Origin of the sequence: Leptotrichia shahii (assembly GCF_008327825.1) — a bacterium.
Lineage (GTDB): Bacteria > Fusobacteriota > Fusobacteriia > Fusobacteriales > Leptotrichiaceae > Leptotrichia > Leptotrichia shahii.
In genome coordinates, this window is sequence record NZ_AP019827.1 from 220,013 (window position 1) to 237,428 (window position 17,416).

15 protein-coding genes are annotated in these 17,416 nt (G+C 29.2%); 14 read left to right on the forward strand and 1 reads right to left on the reverse strand.

From position 1 onward, the window contains the following. The first annotated feature begins 130 nt into the window (after window positions 1-130). Both F1564_RS01065 and F1564_RS01070 read left to right on the forward strand, forming a co-directional pair. Window positions 131-991 (forward strand): hypothetical protein, encoded by an 861-nt coding sequence (locus tag F1564_RS01065; RefSeq protein WP_018451315.1) that lies wholly within the window; start codon window positions 131-133, stop codon window positions 989-991. A gap of 600 nt (window positions 992-1,591) precedes the next feature. Beyond that, the gene (locus F1564_RS01070; RefSeq protein ID WP_026231295.1) at window positions 1,592-5,275 is read left to right on the forward strand and encodes an LPS-assembly protein LptD; all 3,684 of its coding nucleotides are present in this window, start codon (window positions 1,592-1,594) and stop codon (window positions 5,273-5,275) included. Between the two features lie 277 nt (window positions 5,276-5,552). Here the strand turns inward: F1564_RS01070 and F1564_RS01075 are convergent, their stop codons facing one another. Then, window positions 5,553-6,074: an OmpA family protein gene (locus tag F1564_RS01075; RefSeq protein WP_018451317.1), complete on the reverse strand. Its 522-nt coding sequence runs from the start codon at window positions 6,072-6,074 to the stop codon at window positions 5,553-5,555. A gap of 424 nt (window positions 6,075-6,498) precedes the next feature. Between F1564_RS01075 and F1564_RS01080 the strand changes: the two genes are divergently transcribed. The 12 genes from F1564_RS01080 to F1564_RS01135 all read left to right on the forward strand — a co-directional run bounded on the left by F1564_RS01080 (window position 6,499) and on the right by F1564_RS01135 (window position 17,409). After that, a complete protein-coding gene (locus F1564_RS01080; RefSeq protein ID WP_018451318.1) occupies window positions 6,499-7,431 on the forward strand; it encodes an Hsp33 family molecular chaperone HslO in 933 nt (310 codons plus the stop codon). Window positions 7,432-7,464: 33 nt separating this feature from the next. Further along, a complete protein-coding gene (locus F1564_RS01085) occupies window positions 7,465-8,391 on the forward strand; it encodes a D-alanine--D-alanine ligase (protein ID WP_018451319.1) in 927 nt (308 codons plus the stop codon). A gap of 76 nt (window positions 8,392-8,467) precedes the next feature. Further along, a complete protein-coding gene (locus tag F1564_RS01090) occupies window positions 8,468-8,947 on the forward strand; it encodes an S-ribosylhomocysteine lyase (protein ID WP_018451320.1) in 480 nt (159 codons plus the stop codon). A gap of 100 nt (window positions 8,948-9,047) precedes the next feature. After that, window positions 9,048-9,482, forward strand: a complete 435-nt coding sequence (locus tag F1564_RS01095) for a lysozyme inhibitor LprI family protein (protein WP_018451321.1) — start codon at window positions 9,048-9,050, stop codon at window positions 9,480-9,482. A 179-nt stretch (window positions 9,483-9,661) separates the two neighbouring features. Beyond that, window positions 9,662-10,351: a hypothetical protein gene (locus F1564_RS01100; RefSeq protein WP_018451322.1), complete on the forward strand. Its 690-nt coding sequence runs from the start codon at window positions 9,662-9,664 to the stop codon at window positions 10,349-10,351. A 29-nt stretch (window positions 10,352-10,380) separates the two neighbouring features. Beyond that, on the forward strand, window positions 10,381-10,983 hold the full coding sequence (locus F1564_RS01105; RefSeq protein ID WP_018451323.1) for a hypothetical protein: 603 nt from the start codon (window positions 10,381-10,383) through the stop codon (window positions 10,981-10,983). 72 nt (window positions 10,984-11,055) lie between these two features. Further along, window positions 11,056-11,820, forward strand: a complete 765-nt coding sequence (locus tag F1564_RS01110; protein WP_018451324.1) for a TatD family hydrolase — start codon at window positions 11,056-11,058, stop codon at window positions 11,818-11,820. Window positions 11,821-11,833: 13 nt separating this feature from the next. Beyond that, window positions 11,834-13,735, forward strand: coding sequence for a S8 family serine peptidase (locus tag F1564_RS01115; RefSeq protein ID WP_018451325.1), 1,902 nt, complete (start codon window positions 11,834-11,836; stop codon window positions 13,733-13,735). A 254-nt stretch (window positions 13,736-13,989) separates the two neighbouring features. Next, window positions 13,990-15,300, forward strand: coding sequence for a phosphopyruvate hydratase (gene eno / locus F1564_RS01120; RefSeq protein WP_018451326.1), 1,311 nt, complete (start codon window positions 13,990-13,992; stop codon window positions 15,298-15,300). 211 nt (window positions 15,301-15,511) lie between these two features. Next, window positions 15,512-15,946, forward strand: coding sequence for an adhesion protein FadA (locus tag F1564_RS01125; RefSeq protein WP_018451327.1), 435 nt, complete (start codon window positions 15,512-15,514; stop codon window positions 15,944-15,946). A gap of 79 nt (window positions 15,947-16,025) precedes the next feature. Beyond that, window positions 16,026-16,430: an adhesion protein FadA gene (locus F1564_RS01130; protein ID WP_018451328.1), complete on the forward strand. Its 405-nt coding sequence runs from the start codon at window positions 16,026-16,028 to the stop codon at window positions 16,428-16,430. 88 nt (window positions 16,431-16,518) lie between these two features. After that, on the forward strand, window positions 16,519-17,409 hold the full coding sequence (locus tag F1564_RS01135) for a DMT family transporter (protein ID WP_018451329.1): 891 nt from the start codon (window positions 16,519-16,521) through the stop codon (window positions 17,407-17,409). Window positions 17,410-17,416: the final 7 nt, after the last annotated feature.

Genomic DNA, 17,416 nt, shown 5'->3' on the forward strand with positions numbered 1-17,416 from the left:
TTATAAGGGATTAAGACTTCTTGTCAAAGAATAGAGAAAAATAATAAATCTAAAAACTTAAAAATGCTGTGTTTATTAGAATTTTATATTTTTACAAATAGTCAAATTAAAATAACAAAAGGAGAACGAAATGAACGCATTAAGGAACTTATTAAAAAGTGAAAAGTTAAGTTTACCTCAATATTTTGAAGAAGCATACAAACTTTTTAACGAAATGATCAGAAATGATAATAAAGATATGATAATCATTATGGTTTTATCATTAATTTCAGTACTGTTTAACAAAATTCAATCAGTAGGCTTTATTGGAACTTTAGTATCATTTGCTACTTTAATTAGAATATGGATTTTTTATAGAAAAGTTGTTTTTAAAATTGAAGGGAAAAAATACGAAGCAGGTGATACGGCTATAGTAAAATCATTTATATTGCTTGGAATCGCTATATTGGCAGGATTTTTGCTAGCTCTTCTTTTGCTTCCATATATAGGTGGAATAGTGGGAATGGCATTATATAGTAGAAGAGGTATTGGAGTTTTAGCGGCTATAATTATTCCAATTGTTATCCTAATAGCTGTTTTTATTGTTGTAACACTATTCATATTGTATTTTATACCTGCATATATGTCTAGAAGAGGAAGTATTGGTGAAACATTTAAATACAATCTTTTTCTTTGTCAAGGAAATAGACTTAGAATGTTTTTACCTTTGGTCATTTTAGCTGTTATAGGACTTTTAATAGGGATTATATTGGGATTTTTAGGAACTATAGGAACTATTATAGGAGCACTCATAAGTTCAGTTATTAATATATTCCAAGTAATAATTATTTCAATAATTTATTTGAATGTAGAATATAATACTGAAATTCCTTCAGAATTTTATTTTGCTAGAGAAAATTATAAAAATGAAGCAAATAAAGCGGCAGATGAAAGTAAAGGAATAGAATATATATCGTCATTAGAAGAAAAGAAAGATGATGAAAATAATTAATAAAAAAAATATTTAATTTTATGAAAAAACTGTTTTAGCTATGTAACAATGGCTCAAGGCAGTTTTTTTCTTTAGTTGTTATTTTTATATTGTTTTCAAAGATGACAGAGTAATACTAAACTCTAGTTAAAAATAGGAGTTATATTTTTATTATTTGCTAACAAGGATTCTTGACCCTTGCAAAAAGATTTTTAGTAAAACTGATTTAAAATTGAATTCAAAAGTTATGGCTATTTTACTCAAACCATAAGTTTATATGGTTTTTAATGGCTTAATTTTGAATGGGTTTGAGTATATAACCAGTCCGCTGTTTAAATGGAAAATAGTATAAATTATTTAGAGATATAATTTTTACTTTGTCCTCAAAGACAAAAAATTTGAAACATTTTGTCACTTGTGATATAATGAAAACAATAATTAAGTATGTCAAATACGAGTGATTTTGAACTGTGATAACAAGGAAATTAAGAATATTTGGAATAAATAAAAAGGGCTAAAAGGCTAATAAATTTTATTATGAAAGGTTCAAAAACATAGAGGTATGATATAATTTTAGTGACTGATAAGATATTATATAATAAAGAATAAAAGGTTGAAGAAATGAAAAGGATGAAAAAATATAAAGTATTGTTTATTTTGCTGTTTTATATCATACTTTTTGGCAAGCTGAATGCTGCTGGGGAAGTAATAGATTTGGAAACAGAAAAATCTAAAATAAATCTGGAAACGGAAGAAATAGAAACAGAAGGTAATGTTACTGTAAAATATGGAGATTATACGATAAATGCTGATAAACTAAAAAAAATCGCTAAAAGAAATATTCTCTCGGGTTCTGGAAATGTTGAATTTTCTCAAGGTTCTCAAATTATAAAGGCTGATAACCTTATTTTTGATATGGATACAAAATTAGCAAAAATATTTAATTCAGAAAGCTATGATACTAATTTAAAATTACGTTATGGTGGTGAAGAAACTTTAAGTTTAGGAAATAAATTAATTTTTATAAAAAACGGATGGTTTACTACAAGTCCTTATGAAAATCCGAGTTATAAAGTAAATGCAGATGAACTAGAAATTTATCCAAATAGAAAAGCTATTGCAAGAAATATTGGTCTTTTTGCAGGAGGAAAAACTTGGTTTAAACTGCCATATTATGTAACTTCTCTAAAGCCGTCAACTCAAAGGGCTACATTATTTCCTTATGTTGGGATGGATAGTGACAGAGGACTTTTTGGAATTATGGGATTTGATTATGATCTAGGTCCACTTGCACAGGGATTTGTTGATTTTGAGCTAAGTACAAAGGAAAAGTTAGCTTTAAAAATTTCAAATGATTATTCTTTTTGGGGAAATAATTCTGGAAATATATTTGTAAACAGAGTTGTCGTGCCAATTGGAAATCATAAAAAGGAATGGGATTTCAAGTGGAATCATAAAGTTGTAAACGTGCCAAAAAAAGCCAAAGAAGATAGAAAATTTTATGATGCAGGTTATGGAATCTGGAATTTGAATTATCAAAATATTACAACCAATTTAATGTATGCAGTTGATGGTGCAAAATTAAAGGACGACTATACTGCGTTTGTAGATAAATATAGACATATTGGTTTCTGGGATATGAATATCAATCAGGAACTTGGTCAGAATGGAGAATTTAACGTAAAATATTACTGGACGCAGGATAAACATGCGTTAAAAGCATTGACTGATATAAATGACAAGATTATGGATGATGATAATCTTGATCCACGTAGAACAGATGTTGATCTGTATAAGAGCATAAAATATACAAATGGTAATAAAGATGTGGAAATAACATTAGATAATGAGGATTTTCGTGATATTAATCCCGGGTATATTGGAGATTTGAATTCATATAGAAAAAAAAGAAATTATGGAATTGACTTTAAAGGTCCAAAAATAAGATTTGACTATCTTAATTCAGATAAGGATGAATATGGTGAACTTTTAGGAGTGCGTGACCGTAGTGACGATAAGACAATTCATTGGGTTCAGAATGTTGCTTATGATAAGAGAAAGGAATGGGGATTAACATTTGGAAATTATTATCCATTTAGAGAAAGTGACTTTTTTGGGTATCAGCCCCGTACTGGTTATCAAAATTTGACGAATACGCTGTATTTTGGAGCACAGGCAAAACAAGTTGAGTTGATAAAAAAAGAATATGAATATGATTACACAAGAGACAATGAAAATTATAATTCCTTATTTCTTAATTCTGCAACAACTGATGAAAGCCGTATTTATAAAGTTTATGAGGATAATGAAACAATACGTCGTCCTAAAAAAATTATTTATGAAAAGTATAGATCACAAAGGTTTAATATGGGAAATGACAGAATTGATATTCCTTTAAGAAATTCATTTATTGGGTATAATTTAGCATTTGAAAATCGTGATTATAGTAGCTTGCCAGTACCTGAATTTAGAAATGGGCGTAAAGTAGAAGATCTGAATTCAAAAACAGGATATAAAGTTGCAAGGGATGCAAGTGGAAATTCTATAAAACAAAGTCCCTCGATGAGAATTTTTACATTAGACACAAGGTTATTTACAACATTTTTCGATAATACCTCCCAAAATAATAATAAATATGATGTAAAAGTTACGAATGATGCAACAGTCAGTTTTCAGCGGACAAATGCTGACAGTGCAACTTATGGAGGGTATGACGTTGTAGAAATCCCAACAAATGCACTTGGACTTAGAAATGATTTTAATTATCATATAGGAAATGTAACATTTAACTATAATTTAACAATGAGAGATGACAGGCATTTTAAGGATCACTGGTTAAAAAATAGATATGTGAGAAATTACTTTAAAGCTGATATTGCAAATAAACGTTTTGTAAGTCTTAATTTTGAAAATAATGATGAATACGAATTTAAGGATTTTAAATCTAGAAGGGATTTTAATAGAGAAATTCAATATGGATATGTATCAGATGCTGGAGATAACTTTTTGTATAAATTTTCTGATAAAAATAAACAGCTATTTCCGTACAATACTAGCCTTGGTTGGAATCAAAAAGTATACAAGGAATCTTTGAAGGAAAGAAGTTTTGGAGCCAATTTTAATGAATGGGGACTTGAATATACGAATACATTAAATAAAGCGAATGATATTTATGGAAATGTTGCAACGTTTGGATATCCAGCATTAAAATTAAAAACAAACTATCATAAGCTGGGATTTGTCTATGATACTTCAAAAATGAAAAATAAAAAATTTGAGTCAGACCATTATTTTAGAGTAAATCTTGGATTTGGTAAAAAAGTATATAGGGATTTGAATAATACTCCAATTGTTACTTCAGATGACAGATATATACGTGGAAATGATTATACTACGATTGGATTTTTGTATAAATATGAAAATAATGCAAAACCTAGATATGCTGCTGATTTGAACAAAAAAGAAAAAGATAAGGAAGCAGAAATTATAAAATCAGAAAACCAGATTAAAGATATAAATATGGTAAAAAATTCAAATACACGGGAATTTTCTATTAATAATGCCAATAAATCCAATATAGATAATATTGTTGTAAATAGTGATAATAGGCTATTTTTAAGTAGTGAAGAGGAAGAAGCATATAAGAGTTATGTGGAGGAGGAGAATTATCGTCAGAATAAATTTAGCTTGAATGATTTTAATGCTAAACTTCAAAGTTTGAGAAGTAATAAAAAATATTTTCAAATTGGTATGGATATACAAATAGATGGTTCTGATGCAGCTAATCCTAGTGGAATGAACGGATTTGATAAAATTAACGACTTGACCTTTAAAGTTGAGGCAGGATATCTGGAAAAAATGTTTGTAAGATATGCTTTTATAATGGAAAGACCAGACAGAATATATCGTAATAATTCTACCCGTAATAGTACTTTTGATTTTAGAAAGCATGAATTTGAAGGGAAATATATGTTTTCACGAGATCCAGATAAGCCATGGTGGGTTGGAGGAAAGATACAATATGTACAAAATGGAGCACCCAAATCTTCCGATCCTGAAATCTATGAAAGTTCATGGTATGCTAAAAAAGTTAATAAATTAACTTTAGGAATGGCAACATTGACGCATAGATTTGAAAATGTTGAATGGGAAATTGGAGCAGGGATGAAATGGGATAAACCTAATAATAAAAAATTAGGATATTATCCAGTAGTTTCATTAAAATTTGGAGTAACTCCTTTCCCAGAAAAGAATGTTCAGTTTAATTATTCTGGAAAAGGATTTGAATTTGGAGCAGGATTATAGCTAGTATAATTATTACGTTGTTTAACAAGGGACCTTAGTTCCTTGTTTTTTAGTATAGCAAAACTGATTTAAAATCGAACTGGAAAGCTATGAGTATTTTACTCAATCCCTAAGTTTATATAATTTTAAATAGGTTCGAGTATAAAATCAAAATAAGGGGCTATGTTTCTTATTAAGGTTATTGACTTTGAATATAGTTGATTGCCGAATGTAAAAAAAACGCCAATTACCATATATAGTATAGGTATTTTGGCGTAATTTGATAATCGCATGGATATTAATTTATAAATTGAATTTCAATACGTCTATTTGCAGTTCTTCCTTCTTCCGTATCATTTGAAGCAATTGGATTGCTATCTCCCTTTCCTTTTGTTTCGATAATTTTTTCAGGAGGAAGTCCAAGTTCAATTAATTTTTCTTCAACACTTTCAGCTCTTCTTAAAGATAATTCTTTGTTATATTCTTTAGTTCCTTTAGAATCAGTATATCCAGTAATTGAAATTTTATAATTTTTAGATTCAATATAATCTTTTAATTTTTCTAATACAGGATTATATTCTTCCTTTATTGTAGCACTATTAAAGTCAAATTTTAATTTGCTTGTATCCAATACGACAACACTGGGATCATTTTCACTTTTTGATATTTCCAGATTATCTATATTTGTCCCGTCAACTTCGACTGCAGTTGATCTCATCGTATTGTCACGAAGATTTGACGTCGTAATTTTTTTAGCTGTAGTTGGAGCTGAAACCAATAATACAGATAACATTGCTGTTATTTTAGATTTTTTTTCCATATTAAACCTCTCTTCCTTTTTAATTTTTTTTGCAATATATTAAATTTTAAAAACCTGATTTTTTTTGTAATTTTTAGTAATTAAATAAAAAAGTATAAATATATTTAAATTATACTTTCCTTTATTTAGTATAGCACATTTTTTTAATTTTCATAGATTTTTTAGTAAAAATTTATAAAAAGGAAAAATGAATTGCCTTTTTTTTGTATAGAATATGATATTCTAGTAATGTGATTTTAAAGATACGCTGGAATATATTTAAAATCAGATTTATAAAAATTAATACTATTTCTATTTAAATAATAAATTCATTATGAGTTCTTTATCTATCAAATAAGCGAAATTTAGGAAGAAATTCCTGTTTTTATAAGTGGAAAAGGCTTATCAGAATATAGTATTAAAATAAAAGAAGGATGTAAAAAATATGGAAAAATCAAAAATAATTAGAGGAACAAGTAAATGTGCAAGATTTTTTGTCTGTGATACTACAGAACTTGTAAAAGAGGCAAAGAAAGTACACGGACTTGATCCAATAGCAGCAACTGTTTTTGGGAAACTATTGACAGTAACGGCTATGATGGGAAAAGATTTAAAGAATGAAAAGGATTTGATATCAGTTAGAATAAATGGGGATGGACCTTATGGAAATATGATTGCAACTGGGAATATGAAAGGAGAAGTAAAGGGATACATTGGAAATCCAGAGGAAAAATTTCATCAAATTATAGATGAAAATGGTAATTTTATAAAGGATGAAACTGGACAAATCAGATTTATTGGAAATGGAACAATGCAGGTTATAAAGGACTTGGGATTACGTGATCCATTTTCTGGTGTTACCAAAATAAATGAAGAGGATATCGCTGATATAGTTGCCCATTATTTTCTTTTGTCTGAACAAATAAAGTCAGTTGTTGCACTAGGGGTGAAATTAGATGAAAATGGCGAAGTGAAAAGGGCTGGCGGTTATTTAATCCAGTTGTTGCCAGGAGTGGAAGATGGATTTATTGACAAATTGGAAAATAAATTGCAGCAAATTAGAACAATTACTGAACTTTTAGAAGGTGGAATGAGCCTTGAACAGATTGTAGAATTACTTTATGAGGATATTTCAGCATTTGAAAAAGAAACTGATGTCGATGGTGCTCATAAAAAGATTTATGTGGAAGATTTTGAAATTTTGGAAGAATCAGACTTGGAATATAAGTGTAATTGCACAAGGGATAAATTTTACAAAGGATTAATTACACTTGGAAAAGATGAAATTAATAAGATTTTGGAAGAAGAAGGAAAGATCGAGACAGAATGTCATTTTTGCAGAAAAAAATATGAATTTACGAAAAAGGATTTTACTTGAAATTAATTATAAACTAAGAAGGAGATGAAAAGAATGTCAAAATTAAGAGTAGGTGTAATACGTGGGGGAGTTTCGACAGAAAGAGAAGTGTCGCTAAAAACAGGAAGTGAAATTGTAGCAAATTTAAATAGAGATAAATATGAAGTTTTTGATATTGTAATTGATACTGAAAAGGAAGTTTATGAAAAAATAAAAGACTTGAATTTAGATTTTGCTTACATTGCTTTACATGGTGTGTTTGGAGAAGATGGAAGAATACAGGCAATTTTGCAAAGTTTGGGGATTGCTTATAGTGGGCCTGGAGTAATGTCAAGTGCAGTTTGTATGGATAAGGAATTTTCAAAAAGAATTGTGTCTGAATATGGAGTTAGAATTGCAAAATGGAAAAGTGTTCGTATAGGAGAAACAGTTGATTTTGAAACATTGAAAAAAGAATTAGGAAATCATCTTATAGTAAAACCGAATAATGGTGGTTCAAGTATTGGAGTAAGTTTTGTGGAAACTGAAGAGGAATTGAAAAAAGGGTTAGAACTTGTATTTGGAATGGATAAAGAGGCTTTAATTGAAGAAGTATTGCATGGAGTGGAAATAAGTGTGCCAGTAATTGGTGGAAAAGTTTTCCCAACAATAAGAATCGAAGCTCTTGCTGGAGATTACTTTGATTATGAATCAAAATATGCAAAAGGTGGAGCAAAAGAATACGTATTCGAATTTCCAGAAAAAGTACAAGCTGAAATTAACAAATTTGCACAAGATAGCTACTATGGATTAAAATGTGAAGGATTTGCAAGAATTGACTTTATGGTAGTAAACGAAGAAACACCATATTTTATGGAAGTAAACACATCACCAGGAATGACAGCTGCAAGTTTATTGCCAAAAAGTACAGCTTCAAAAGGATACAGCTACTCAGAAACACTAGATCTATTAATTGAATCTTCGTTAAAAGTGGAAAGATAAATTATAGTAAATATTGTTAAAACAAGGGGTTTTATCCCCTTGTTATTAAATATATCAAAAATATGGAGGAGAAAATATGGAAAGAATAGCAAGTTTTACAGTAGATCATAAAAAATTAAACAGAGGAATTTATGTGTCAAGAATTGATGAAATTAACGGAAATTACATCACAACTTTTGATGTGAGAATGAAGCTGCCGAATAGAGAGCCAGTAATAAATATCGCAGAACTTCACACAATGGAACATTTAGGAGCAACATTTTTAAGAAATCATCCAACTTGGAGAGATGAAGTTGTATATTTTGGACCAATGGGTTGCAGAACAGGATTTTATGTAATTTTAAAAGGAAAACTAGAATCAAAGGACATCGTTGACTTAATGAAAGAACTTTACAAATTTATGGCAGAATTTAAAGGAGAAATCCCAGGAGCAACTGCAATTGAATGTGGAAATTATTTGGATCAAAACTTGGCGATGGCTAATTTTGAATCAAAAAGATTTTTGGAAGAAACTTTGGAGAATTTACGAGAAGAAAATTTAAATTATCCTGAGTAGAATATGAACATTTGAATGTGTTCTAAAATATGCTGAATAATTTATTTGAATTTCTATATTTTTGAAAATGACAATTAGAAAGTAAAAAGGAGAGATTTTTATGAAAAAACTAATAATTGTAGTTGTAAGTTTAATGATTACAATTAGCAGCTTTGCTGGTTATACGAATGATATGATTAATAGAATGGAAACTAAAGAGAAAAGTGTAGAGGAGTCCTTTGGAGGAAGCAATGTTGAAATGAAAGAAGCGGCTGTGGTTGTTTTTAAGGGATGGGATGAGGAATTAAATAAAGTTTATGAATTGTTAATGTCAAAATTGTCAAAAAAAGAACAATTGAAACTCAGAAATGAAGAAAGAGCATGGATAAAAAGAAAAGAAAAAATGGCAAAAGAAACGGCAGATAAGTTTTGTGGAACTGTAAATGGAGAAAAACTTTGTGGAACAGCCTACGGTCTGGAATACACACAATCATTAATAAAATTGACTAAAGAAAGGGCAATTGAATTATCTAAAAGATATGAAAAACTGAAATAGGTTTGGATAAGAAAATTTATATACAGTAAAACTGCTTTAAAACTGAACCTAAAATTTATGACTATTGTACTCAAACCCTAAATTCATATAATTTTTAATAGTTTTATTTTAAAAGAGTTTCAGCATATTTAGAATTTGATAAAACAAATATCCATTGTTGTTTGTAAAAAAGGAGCTTTATGAAAAAAGTAATGATTTTATTTTTGGTTATTTTTTCGTTAAGTTTTTCATTTGAATTAAAAAAAGAAAATTTTAAAATTACAAAAAATAAGAGTTTAAAATTATCAGAAGAGGAAATGAAAAATCAAAGTGAAAAAGTTGTTGAAGTTTTTAATAAAGAAATTTCTGATAAGATAGAAAGTAAAAATAAGGTAATAAAATATTCGGAAAATACTAATTTGGAAACTGGCAAAAAAAATTTTAAAGTGAATATGCCAAATGTTTTGATGAATAACAAAGTTTATGAAAAAACAATTTATGAAATTGAAAATATTAATTTTATTTCAAAAAACAAAGTAGAGATAATTTATATTGAAAAATCTCCGAATATTTTTGAAATTATGTTCTCTGAAGAATTTAACAAAAAACTTGAAGATAAAGTTTCAAAAGAATTGGGTTATAAATTAGATAAGGAAAAAATTCAAAAATTGTCCAATGAAGAAAAATTGAAAGCAAATGTAATAATTATGTCTGAATCTCAAAATGAAATGATAAAAAGATTGGATAATAACCAATTTGAATATGAAACTGAAAAGAGAAAAATGATTTTGGAAAAAAATCAGAAAAAATGGGAATATAAAGATGAAGAAACATTAGAAAGTGATGGTTTTGATATTTTTGATTCTATGTTTGAAAATTTTGGAAAATAATGTGAATAAATTAGAAGAGGTATGAGTAAATGAAGAAGATATTAATATTATTTTTACTAACAGTAAATCTTGGATTTTCTGCAAATTATAAGGTGGAAGTTAAGCCAAATGTGAAAATTCAACAGTCAGAAATTGAGAAAAATAATGCAGGGATAGAAAAGGCTTTTGAAAAATTTGTAGAAAAACAGAAGGCTGCGGGCATTAGAGAGGCAGAATTGACTACACAAAGCAGTCAAAGACTTGGAATGGCTTTAACTGATGGGATGGCAAAACAGCTTGTTTATAATACACAATATTCTATAAAAAAAATTGAATATATTTCAAACAACATTGTTAATTTAGATCTTGAAATAAAAATTCCTGTATTAGATAGTAGAAACTTTAGTGAAGATGAAATGATGAGAGAGATTTCTAAGAGGTTTAAAGAAAGAACTGGAAAATCAATAGAAATTTTAAAAACTACACCAAAAAAAAATATAAAACCTGAGTGGGTTTCAACATTATTCCAACTAATGAGTGATTTTACAATAGAAAAAGTTAAAACTACAAAAATATTTACTTATCAGAATGTAACAATAAGTTTGAAAAAAGTAAATAAAGAATGGATGTTTCATAGAATTGTAAAACAATAAAATAAAAAAAATTAAATTTTAGAAAGGAAATGAAGTTATTTTAAAATTTTGGAATAACTTTATCTTGTTAAAATGAGTAAAATAATTGATACGCATACGCACATTTATGATAAACAGTTTGAAAGTGATTTTGATGATGTAATGAAAAGGATTGAAGACGAGCTGGAAGGGATTGTGAGCATTGGATTTGATTTGGAAAGTTCACTTAAAAGCATTGAACTTGCGAATAGATATTCGTTTGTGAATGCGGTAATTGGAGTTCATCCTGTGGATATAAAAAAATATAATGATGAAGTGGAAAAAGAACTTGAAAGATTGGCATTGACTGAGAAAAAGGTTGTTGCAATTGGGGAAATTGGGTTAGACTATCATTGGATGGAAGATCCAAAAGATGTTCAGATTGCTGGATTTAGAAAGCAGATGGAACTTGCTGAAAGGGTAAAAAAGCCAGTTGTTATTCATACGAGAGAGGCTTTGCAGGATACACTTGATGTTTTGAAGGATTATAAAAATGTTGGCGGGATTTTGCATTGCTATCCAGGTTCTTTGGAAGCGGCAAAGCCGTTTTTAGAAAGGTATTACTTGGGAATTGGTGGTACTTTGACGTTTAAAAATAATAAAAAGACGAAGGAGCTTGTGAGAGAACTGCCTTTGGAAAAAATTGTTCTGGAAACAGATTGTCCGTATTTGACACCTGTTCCTTTCCGTGGAAAAAGAAATGAGCCGATTTATACAAAATATGTGGCAGAAGAAGTGGCTAGAATTAAGGAAATTTCGGTGGAAGAAGTTATAAAAGTGACTACGGGAAATGCGAAGAAAATTTATGGGATGAAATAAAAAGGAGTGATAAGTGAAGAAAATAAGATTTTTAATAATTCTTGCAAGTATAATTTTAAATATAAATATATTTGGGGCAAAGCTAGTTTACACTGATAAAAAAACAGAGGTATCTGATTACGATGTAAAAGAAAGTTTAGTAAAATATCAAAAAAATGAGTATAAAAAAGGTAAAACTTACTATGCTATAACTGATAATACAACAGGTTACGATAATTGGGAAGAGGAAGTTGGGGGCGAGATGCCACCAACGTATCTTCCTAAAAATTGGAAAAAAATAGGGAAACATCCGTTGAAAGATCAGGAAGGTGAGGATCATACAACACTTGCAACGAAAACTTTTCTTGAAACAACGGGATTTGATCTGAACCAAGTAATAAATTATGGTGCTGAAAATGAATGGAATATGTTAGAAGGAATATTTTCGTATAGTACAAGTACGCCATATTATTCTCAATATTTACTGACAGATAATGCGTGGTATTTTGGAAATGTAATAAATGAAACGCTTTTAAATAATTATATGCCTAGACTTGCTACAACAAATACAGATGACAGAAATTTATTAATAATTGCCCTTCCAAATGCCCAGAAAAATGAAAATGATTCTGATGCTGAAGTGTTGCTTAATGATGCAACTGCAAAATTCCCTCTGTATAGCGATGAAGTTGCAAAATTATTTAGAAGTCAGAGAATAATGGTTGATGCTGCAAATTGTTTTACTTATGGGAAAAAGGATATAACTAATCTCGTTTTACTAAATGAAAGTTATAGAGGTAAAAAAATATCGGATTTTTCAAGCAAATGTACAATGTCACAAAAAAATTATGAAATTGGATCTGATGCACTTTATGCACGTGGAAATACAGTAGTAGCACTTGGAAATATATACAGTGAAGTGGAAGATTCAAATAGATTTGGAACAAGTTTTGCAACACCTAGAACGGCTGGATATGCAGCGATTATTTTGAATAAATTTAAGGGGTTGACTTATCATCAGGTTAAAGAAATTCTTTTGACAACATCTTATCGTGAAAAAGATAGGCTTGATAATCAGATGGGCTGGGGAATTGTTGATATAAGAAAGGCGCTTAATGGTCCAACAAATTTGAATGCAGGACTGATTGAAGAAAATAAATTTTATACTGGGATGTATGACAAGATTTTTAATAAAAAAAGTAATGACATTTATTTTTGGGCAGAACCTGAAACTGATTGGGTCTGGACTAATGATATAGACAGTGGACTAAGTGACAAGCCAAGCGGGACATCAACTTATATTATGGCCTTGGATAAAGATGACGACAGTATAACAGGAAGAGTGACGATACAAAATTATTTACCAAGTGAAGAAAATTTTTATAAAGAAACTAGTAAATATGTGCCAGGACTTAGAAAAGCTGGAAAGCATAAATTGACTATAACTGGGGATTTGCTTTATGGGGGAGAAACTCAAGTGCTGGAAGGGACGCTAAAACTTACTGGAAATATACCTGACAGTACAATAGTTGTCTATGAAGGGGCGACTCTAGAACTTTGTGGAAATGCAAATAAAGTTGTACTTGCCGGCGGAGAAATTGAAGCATGTCAGAGTGCTAAATATACGCTTGTGAATGAAGACAGAGAAGATATTATTATAAACAATAGAAAAGTAATTGATATTCCAAAACTTTTTTATTTTACTCAAAGCGATAAAATTGAAACTAATAATTTTAAGAATTATGACAAATATAATAAATTTTTAAATAAACATTATAATCATATAAAAAGTGATTATGATTTTGGTGAAATGCCTGAAAATGAGTTCTTTGGCGGGAAAAATCAAGTTTATGCACATGATTATTCTTACAAGCTAACTGGTAATTGGGATTTTACTGATACGTATGAATTTTATAAGTATATGACAGGAAAATAAATAAAATAAATAAATAAATAAATAAATAAATATATATATATATATTTTAATATAAACTGAAACATTAGTAGCAACCATAAAATGAAAATTATTTATGAAAAGATTAGTAATAATATTTTTATTTATCTAATTTTAATAAATTTTATCAAATTTTTTTCAAAAAATTGAAATTTTATTTTGAAAATCGGAACACATTGTGATATAATTAGAGTTGAGAAATGTTATAATAAATAAATTTATGGAGGTAATTAGAAATGACTAGAATTGAAGATATCTATGCGAGAGAGATACTTGATTCAAGAGGAAATCCAACTGTGGAAGTTGAAGTTTTCTTAGAAGGTGGAGCAATGGGAAGAGCTTCTGTACCATCTGGAGCATCAACTGGGGTGCACGAAGCAGTTGAATTAAGAGATGGTGACAAATCTAGATATTTAGGACAAGGTGTATTACAAGCAGTAGAAAACGTAAACAAAGTTATCGCTGAACACTTAATCGGATTTGACGCTTTAGACCAAGTAGCTATTGATAAAGCTATGATCGAGTTAGACGGAACACCTAACAAAGGTAAATTAGGAGCTAACGCAATCTTAGGAGTTTCATTAGCAGTAGCTAAAGCAGCAGCTAATCAATTAGGGATACCTTTATACAGATATTTAGGTGGAGTAAATGCTAAAGAATTACCAGTACCAATGATGAACATCTTAAATGGTGGATCACATGCTGATTCAGCAGTTGACGTTCAAGAATTCATGGTTCAACCAGTAGGGGCTAAAACATATAAAGAAGCTTTAAGAATGGGATCTGAAATTTTCCATCACTTAGGAAAAATCTTAAAAGCAAACGGAGATTCTACTAACGTAGGAAATGAAGGTGGATATGCACCATCTAATATTAACGGAACTGAAGGAGCTTTAGATGTAATTTCTCAAGCTGTTGAAGCTGCTGGATACAAATTAGGAGAAGATGTTACATTCGCAATGGATGCCGCTTCATCTGAATTTGCAACTCAAAATGCTGACGGATCTTACACTTATACATTCAAAAGAGAAGGTGGAGTTGTAAGAAACTCAGACGAAATGGTTGAATGGTACAAACACTTAACTTCTAAATATCCAATCGTATCAATTGAAGATGGATTAGCTGAAGATGACTGGGATGGATTCAAAAAATTAACTGATGCTATCGGAGATAACGTGCAATTAGTAGGAGACGATTTGTTCGTTACTAACACTAAGAGATTAGCTGATGGAATCGCAAAAGGAATTGCTAATTCAATCTTAATTAAAGTAAACCAAATCGGTACTTTGACTGAAACTTTAGATGCAATTGAAATGGCTAAAAAAGCAGGATATACTGCAGTAGTATCTCATAGATCAGGAGAAACTGAAGATGATACAATTGCTGATATCGCAGTTGCTACAAATGCTGGACAAATTAAGACTGGATCTGCTTCAAGAACAGACAGAATGGCTAAATATAACCAATTGTTAAGAATCGAAGATGATTTAGCTGAAGAAGCTGTTTACGAAGGTAAAAAAGCATTCTATAACATCAATATTAAATAATTAATATAAAAATTATGTTATTATAAATTTGCAGGGTAGGGACAGACCGAAGAGCTTGGTAAATATATAAAAAATATATAATTTCCAAGAAGTTCCCTTTTCAATATTATTTTTTATATATTTAATTTATATAAAAAATTGACAATTATTGTTAAATGATATATAATATATAAAGATAATTAAAATAGATAACTAATTAGGAGGCAAAAACATGAAAAAAGTTGGAATTTTATTTGTACTTTTGAGTGCTCTATCATTTTCAGCTAATTCTGCCAAAACTGTAAAATCTACAAAAACAAAAACTACAAAAACAGTAACAACTCAAACAGTAACTGGTAGATTTAATCAATTAGAAGCAGAATACGAAAGATTGGTAAATATGGAGAACCAAGAGTATAATAAATTAAAAGAAAATGCTGATGCTGCAGCAACTACATTAGCTGAAAAAGAAGCTCAAAAAGCTCAAATTGAAGAAAGAATCGCAAAAATTGAAGCAGCAGCAGATTCAAAAGCATTCAAAGCTCAATATTCTGATTTAGCAAAACAATATAAAGCTGTAGTTAAAGCATTAGATTCAGAAATCAAATCTTTAAGAACAAAAGTTGAGAATTTTGATGCCATTAAATCTCTAAAAGGAGATCAATAAAAATAAAAAATGAAAGGAGATACGAGAGATAAAAGTATAGATAAGAAGTAATTTATATTTAATTCTCGTAGATTAAAGTATGAAAAAGAAATTAGCAGTATTATTAGGAGTATTAGTATTAAGTAGTGTTTCATTTGCAGCACCTGCAAAATCTACAAAACCATCAGGTGGATCAATTGAAAGCAGCTTAAGTAACTTAGAAAATCAATTAGAAAAATTACAACAAATGGAAGATGCAAAATATAGAGAGCAAGAAGCTCAAGCAAATGCAGCATCTCAAAGATTAGAAAATTATACAGCAATGCAAGCTAAAATTGACGAAAGACTTGCTGAAATTGAAGCAAATGAAGACACTAGCATCTTCGGAAAAGAATTCAAAGCTAAGGCTGCTGAATATAGAAACTTAAGAAATCAATTAGACAAAGAAATTGCTAAAGAACAACAAATTATTAGTAACTTTGAAGTAATTAAATCTTTAAGATAGTAAATAGATTTAATATAAAAAAGATGCTTTTACAAGTTATTTGGAAAGGCATTTTTTTTGTATAAAAAAATTTTGAAGGGTGATTACTATGAAAGAAAAAATGAAATTACGAGGAATGTTGTTAGCAGGTTTAGCTTCAAGTTTATGGTCTATATCAGGAATTTCTGGAGAAATTTTATTTGAAAAATATAACTTTTCATCAGATTGGCTGGTGTCAACAAGGACATTAATTTCTGGAATATTGCTTTTTATGGTGGTCATTTTTATTGAGAAAAAATCTATTTTAAAGCCATTGAAAAATAAAAAGGATTTTATTGGAATAATTTTATTTGGAACTGCAGGAATGTATTTGGTTCAATATACATATTTTAAGACAATTGAATTAAGCAATGTTTCATTTGCAACAATTTTACAGTTTACAGCACCGTTTTTTATATTTATTTATGAATCTATAAAAAATAAAAAAGTTCCAGCTGTTTCAACAGTGATTTTACTTTTTATGACGGTTTTAGGAGTTGTATTTATAGCTACAAAGGGGAAAGTTTCAAGTTTGTCTGTTTCGCCAGAGGCATTATTGCTTGGACTTATTTCAGCAATTATGATTGCTTTTTATTCAATTTATCCCAAAAAACTTTTGAAAAAATATGGAAGTATAACAGTAGTTGGATGGGGAATGATAGTAGGGAGCATAATTTCAAATATTGTTTATCCAATCTGGAAAATACAAGGAGATGTAAATCTAAAATCTATTATTCAAGTAATAATTGTAGTAATTTTAGGAACTTCCCTTGCATATTTAATCTACATTGCAAGTTTAAATTACATTTCCTCTTCTCTTGCAGGAATTTTAACAGCTTTTGAGCCTGTGCTTGCGGCAATCTTGTCAGTAATTATTTTTGGATTGAGATTTTCTTTCGTTGAATTAATTGGATTTGTACTGGTTTTTATTTCAATTTTTATTTTGGAAAAAAGATTGTGATGTAAAG

What these genes read in the sequence shown, in the direction of transcription:
- eno (WP_018451326.1), top strand. Translation starts at nt 13,990, where the DNA reads ATGACTAGAATTGAAGATATCTATGCGAGAGAGATACTTGATTCAAGA.
- F1564_RS01085 (WP_018451319.1), top strand. Translation starts at nt 7,465, where the DNA reads ATGTCAAAATTAAGAGTAGGTGTAATACGTGGGGGAGTTTCGACAGAA.
- F1564_RS01095 (WP_018451321.1), top strand. Translation starts at nt 9,048, where the DNA reads ATGAAAAAACTAATAATTGTAGTTGTAAGTTTAATGATTACAATTAGC.
- F1564_RS01100 (WP_018451322.1), top strand. Translation starts at nt 9,662, where the DNA reads ATGAAAAAAGTAATGATTTTATTTTTGGTTATTTTTTCGTTAAGTTTT.
- F1564_RS01110 (WP_018451324.1), top strand. Translation starts at nt 11,056, where the DNA reads ATGAGTAAAATAATTGATACGCATACGCACATTTATGATAAACAGTTT.
- F1564_RS01090 (WP_018451320.1), top strand. Translation starts at nt 8,468, where the DNA reads ATGGAAAGAATAGCAAGTTTTACAGTAGATCATAAAAAATTAAACAGA.
- F1564_RS01125 (WP_018451327.1), top strand. Translation starts at nt 15,512, where the DNA reads ATGAAAAAAGTTGGAATTTTATTTGTACTTTTGAGTGCTCTATCATTT.
- F1564_RS01105 (WP_018451323.1), top strand. Translation starts at nt 10,381, where the DNA reads ATGAAGAAGATATTAATATTATTTTTACTAACAGTAAATCTTGGATTT.
- F1564_RS01070 (WP_026231295.1), top strand. Translation starts at nt 1,592, where the DNA reads ATGAAAAGGATGAAAAAATATAAAGTATTGTTTATTTTGCTGTTTTAT.
- F1564_RS01130 (WP_018451328.1), top strand. Translation starts at nt 16,026, where the DNA reads ATGAAAAAGAAATTAGCAGTATTATTAGGAGTATTAGTATTAAGTAGT.
- F1564_RS01080 (WP_018451318.1), top strand. Translation starts at nt 6,499, where the DNA reads ATGGAAAAATCAAAAATAATTAGAGGAACAAGTAAATGTGCAAGATTT.
- F1564_RS01075 (WP_018451317.1), bottom strand. Translation starts at nt 6,074, where the DNA reads ATGGAAAAAAAATCTAAAATAACAGCAATGTTATCTGTATTATTGGTT.
- F1564_RS01065 (WP_018451315.1), top strand. Translation starts at nt 131, where the DNA reads ATGAACGCATTAAGGAACTTATTAAAAAGTGAAAAGTTAAGTTTACCT.
- F1564_RS01135 (WP_018451329.1), top strand. Translation starts at nt 16,519, where the DNA reads ATGAAAGAAAAAATGAAATTACGAGGAATGTTGTTAGCAGGTTTAGCT.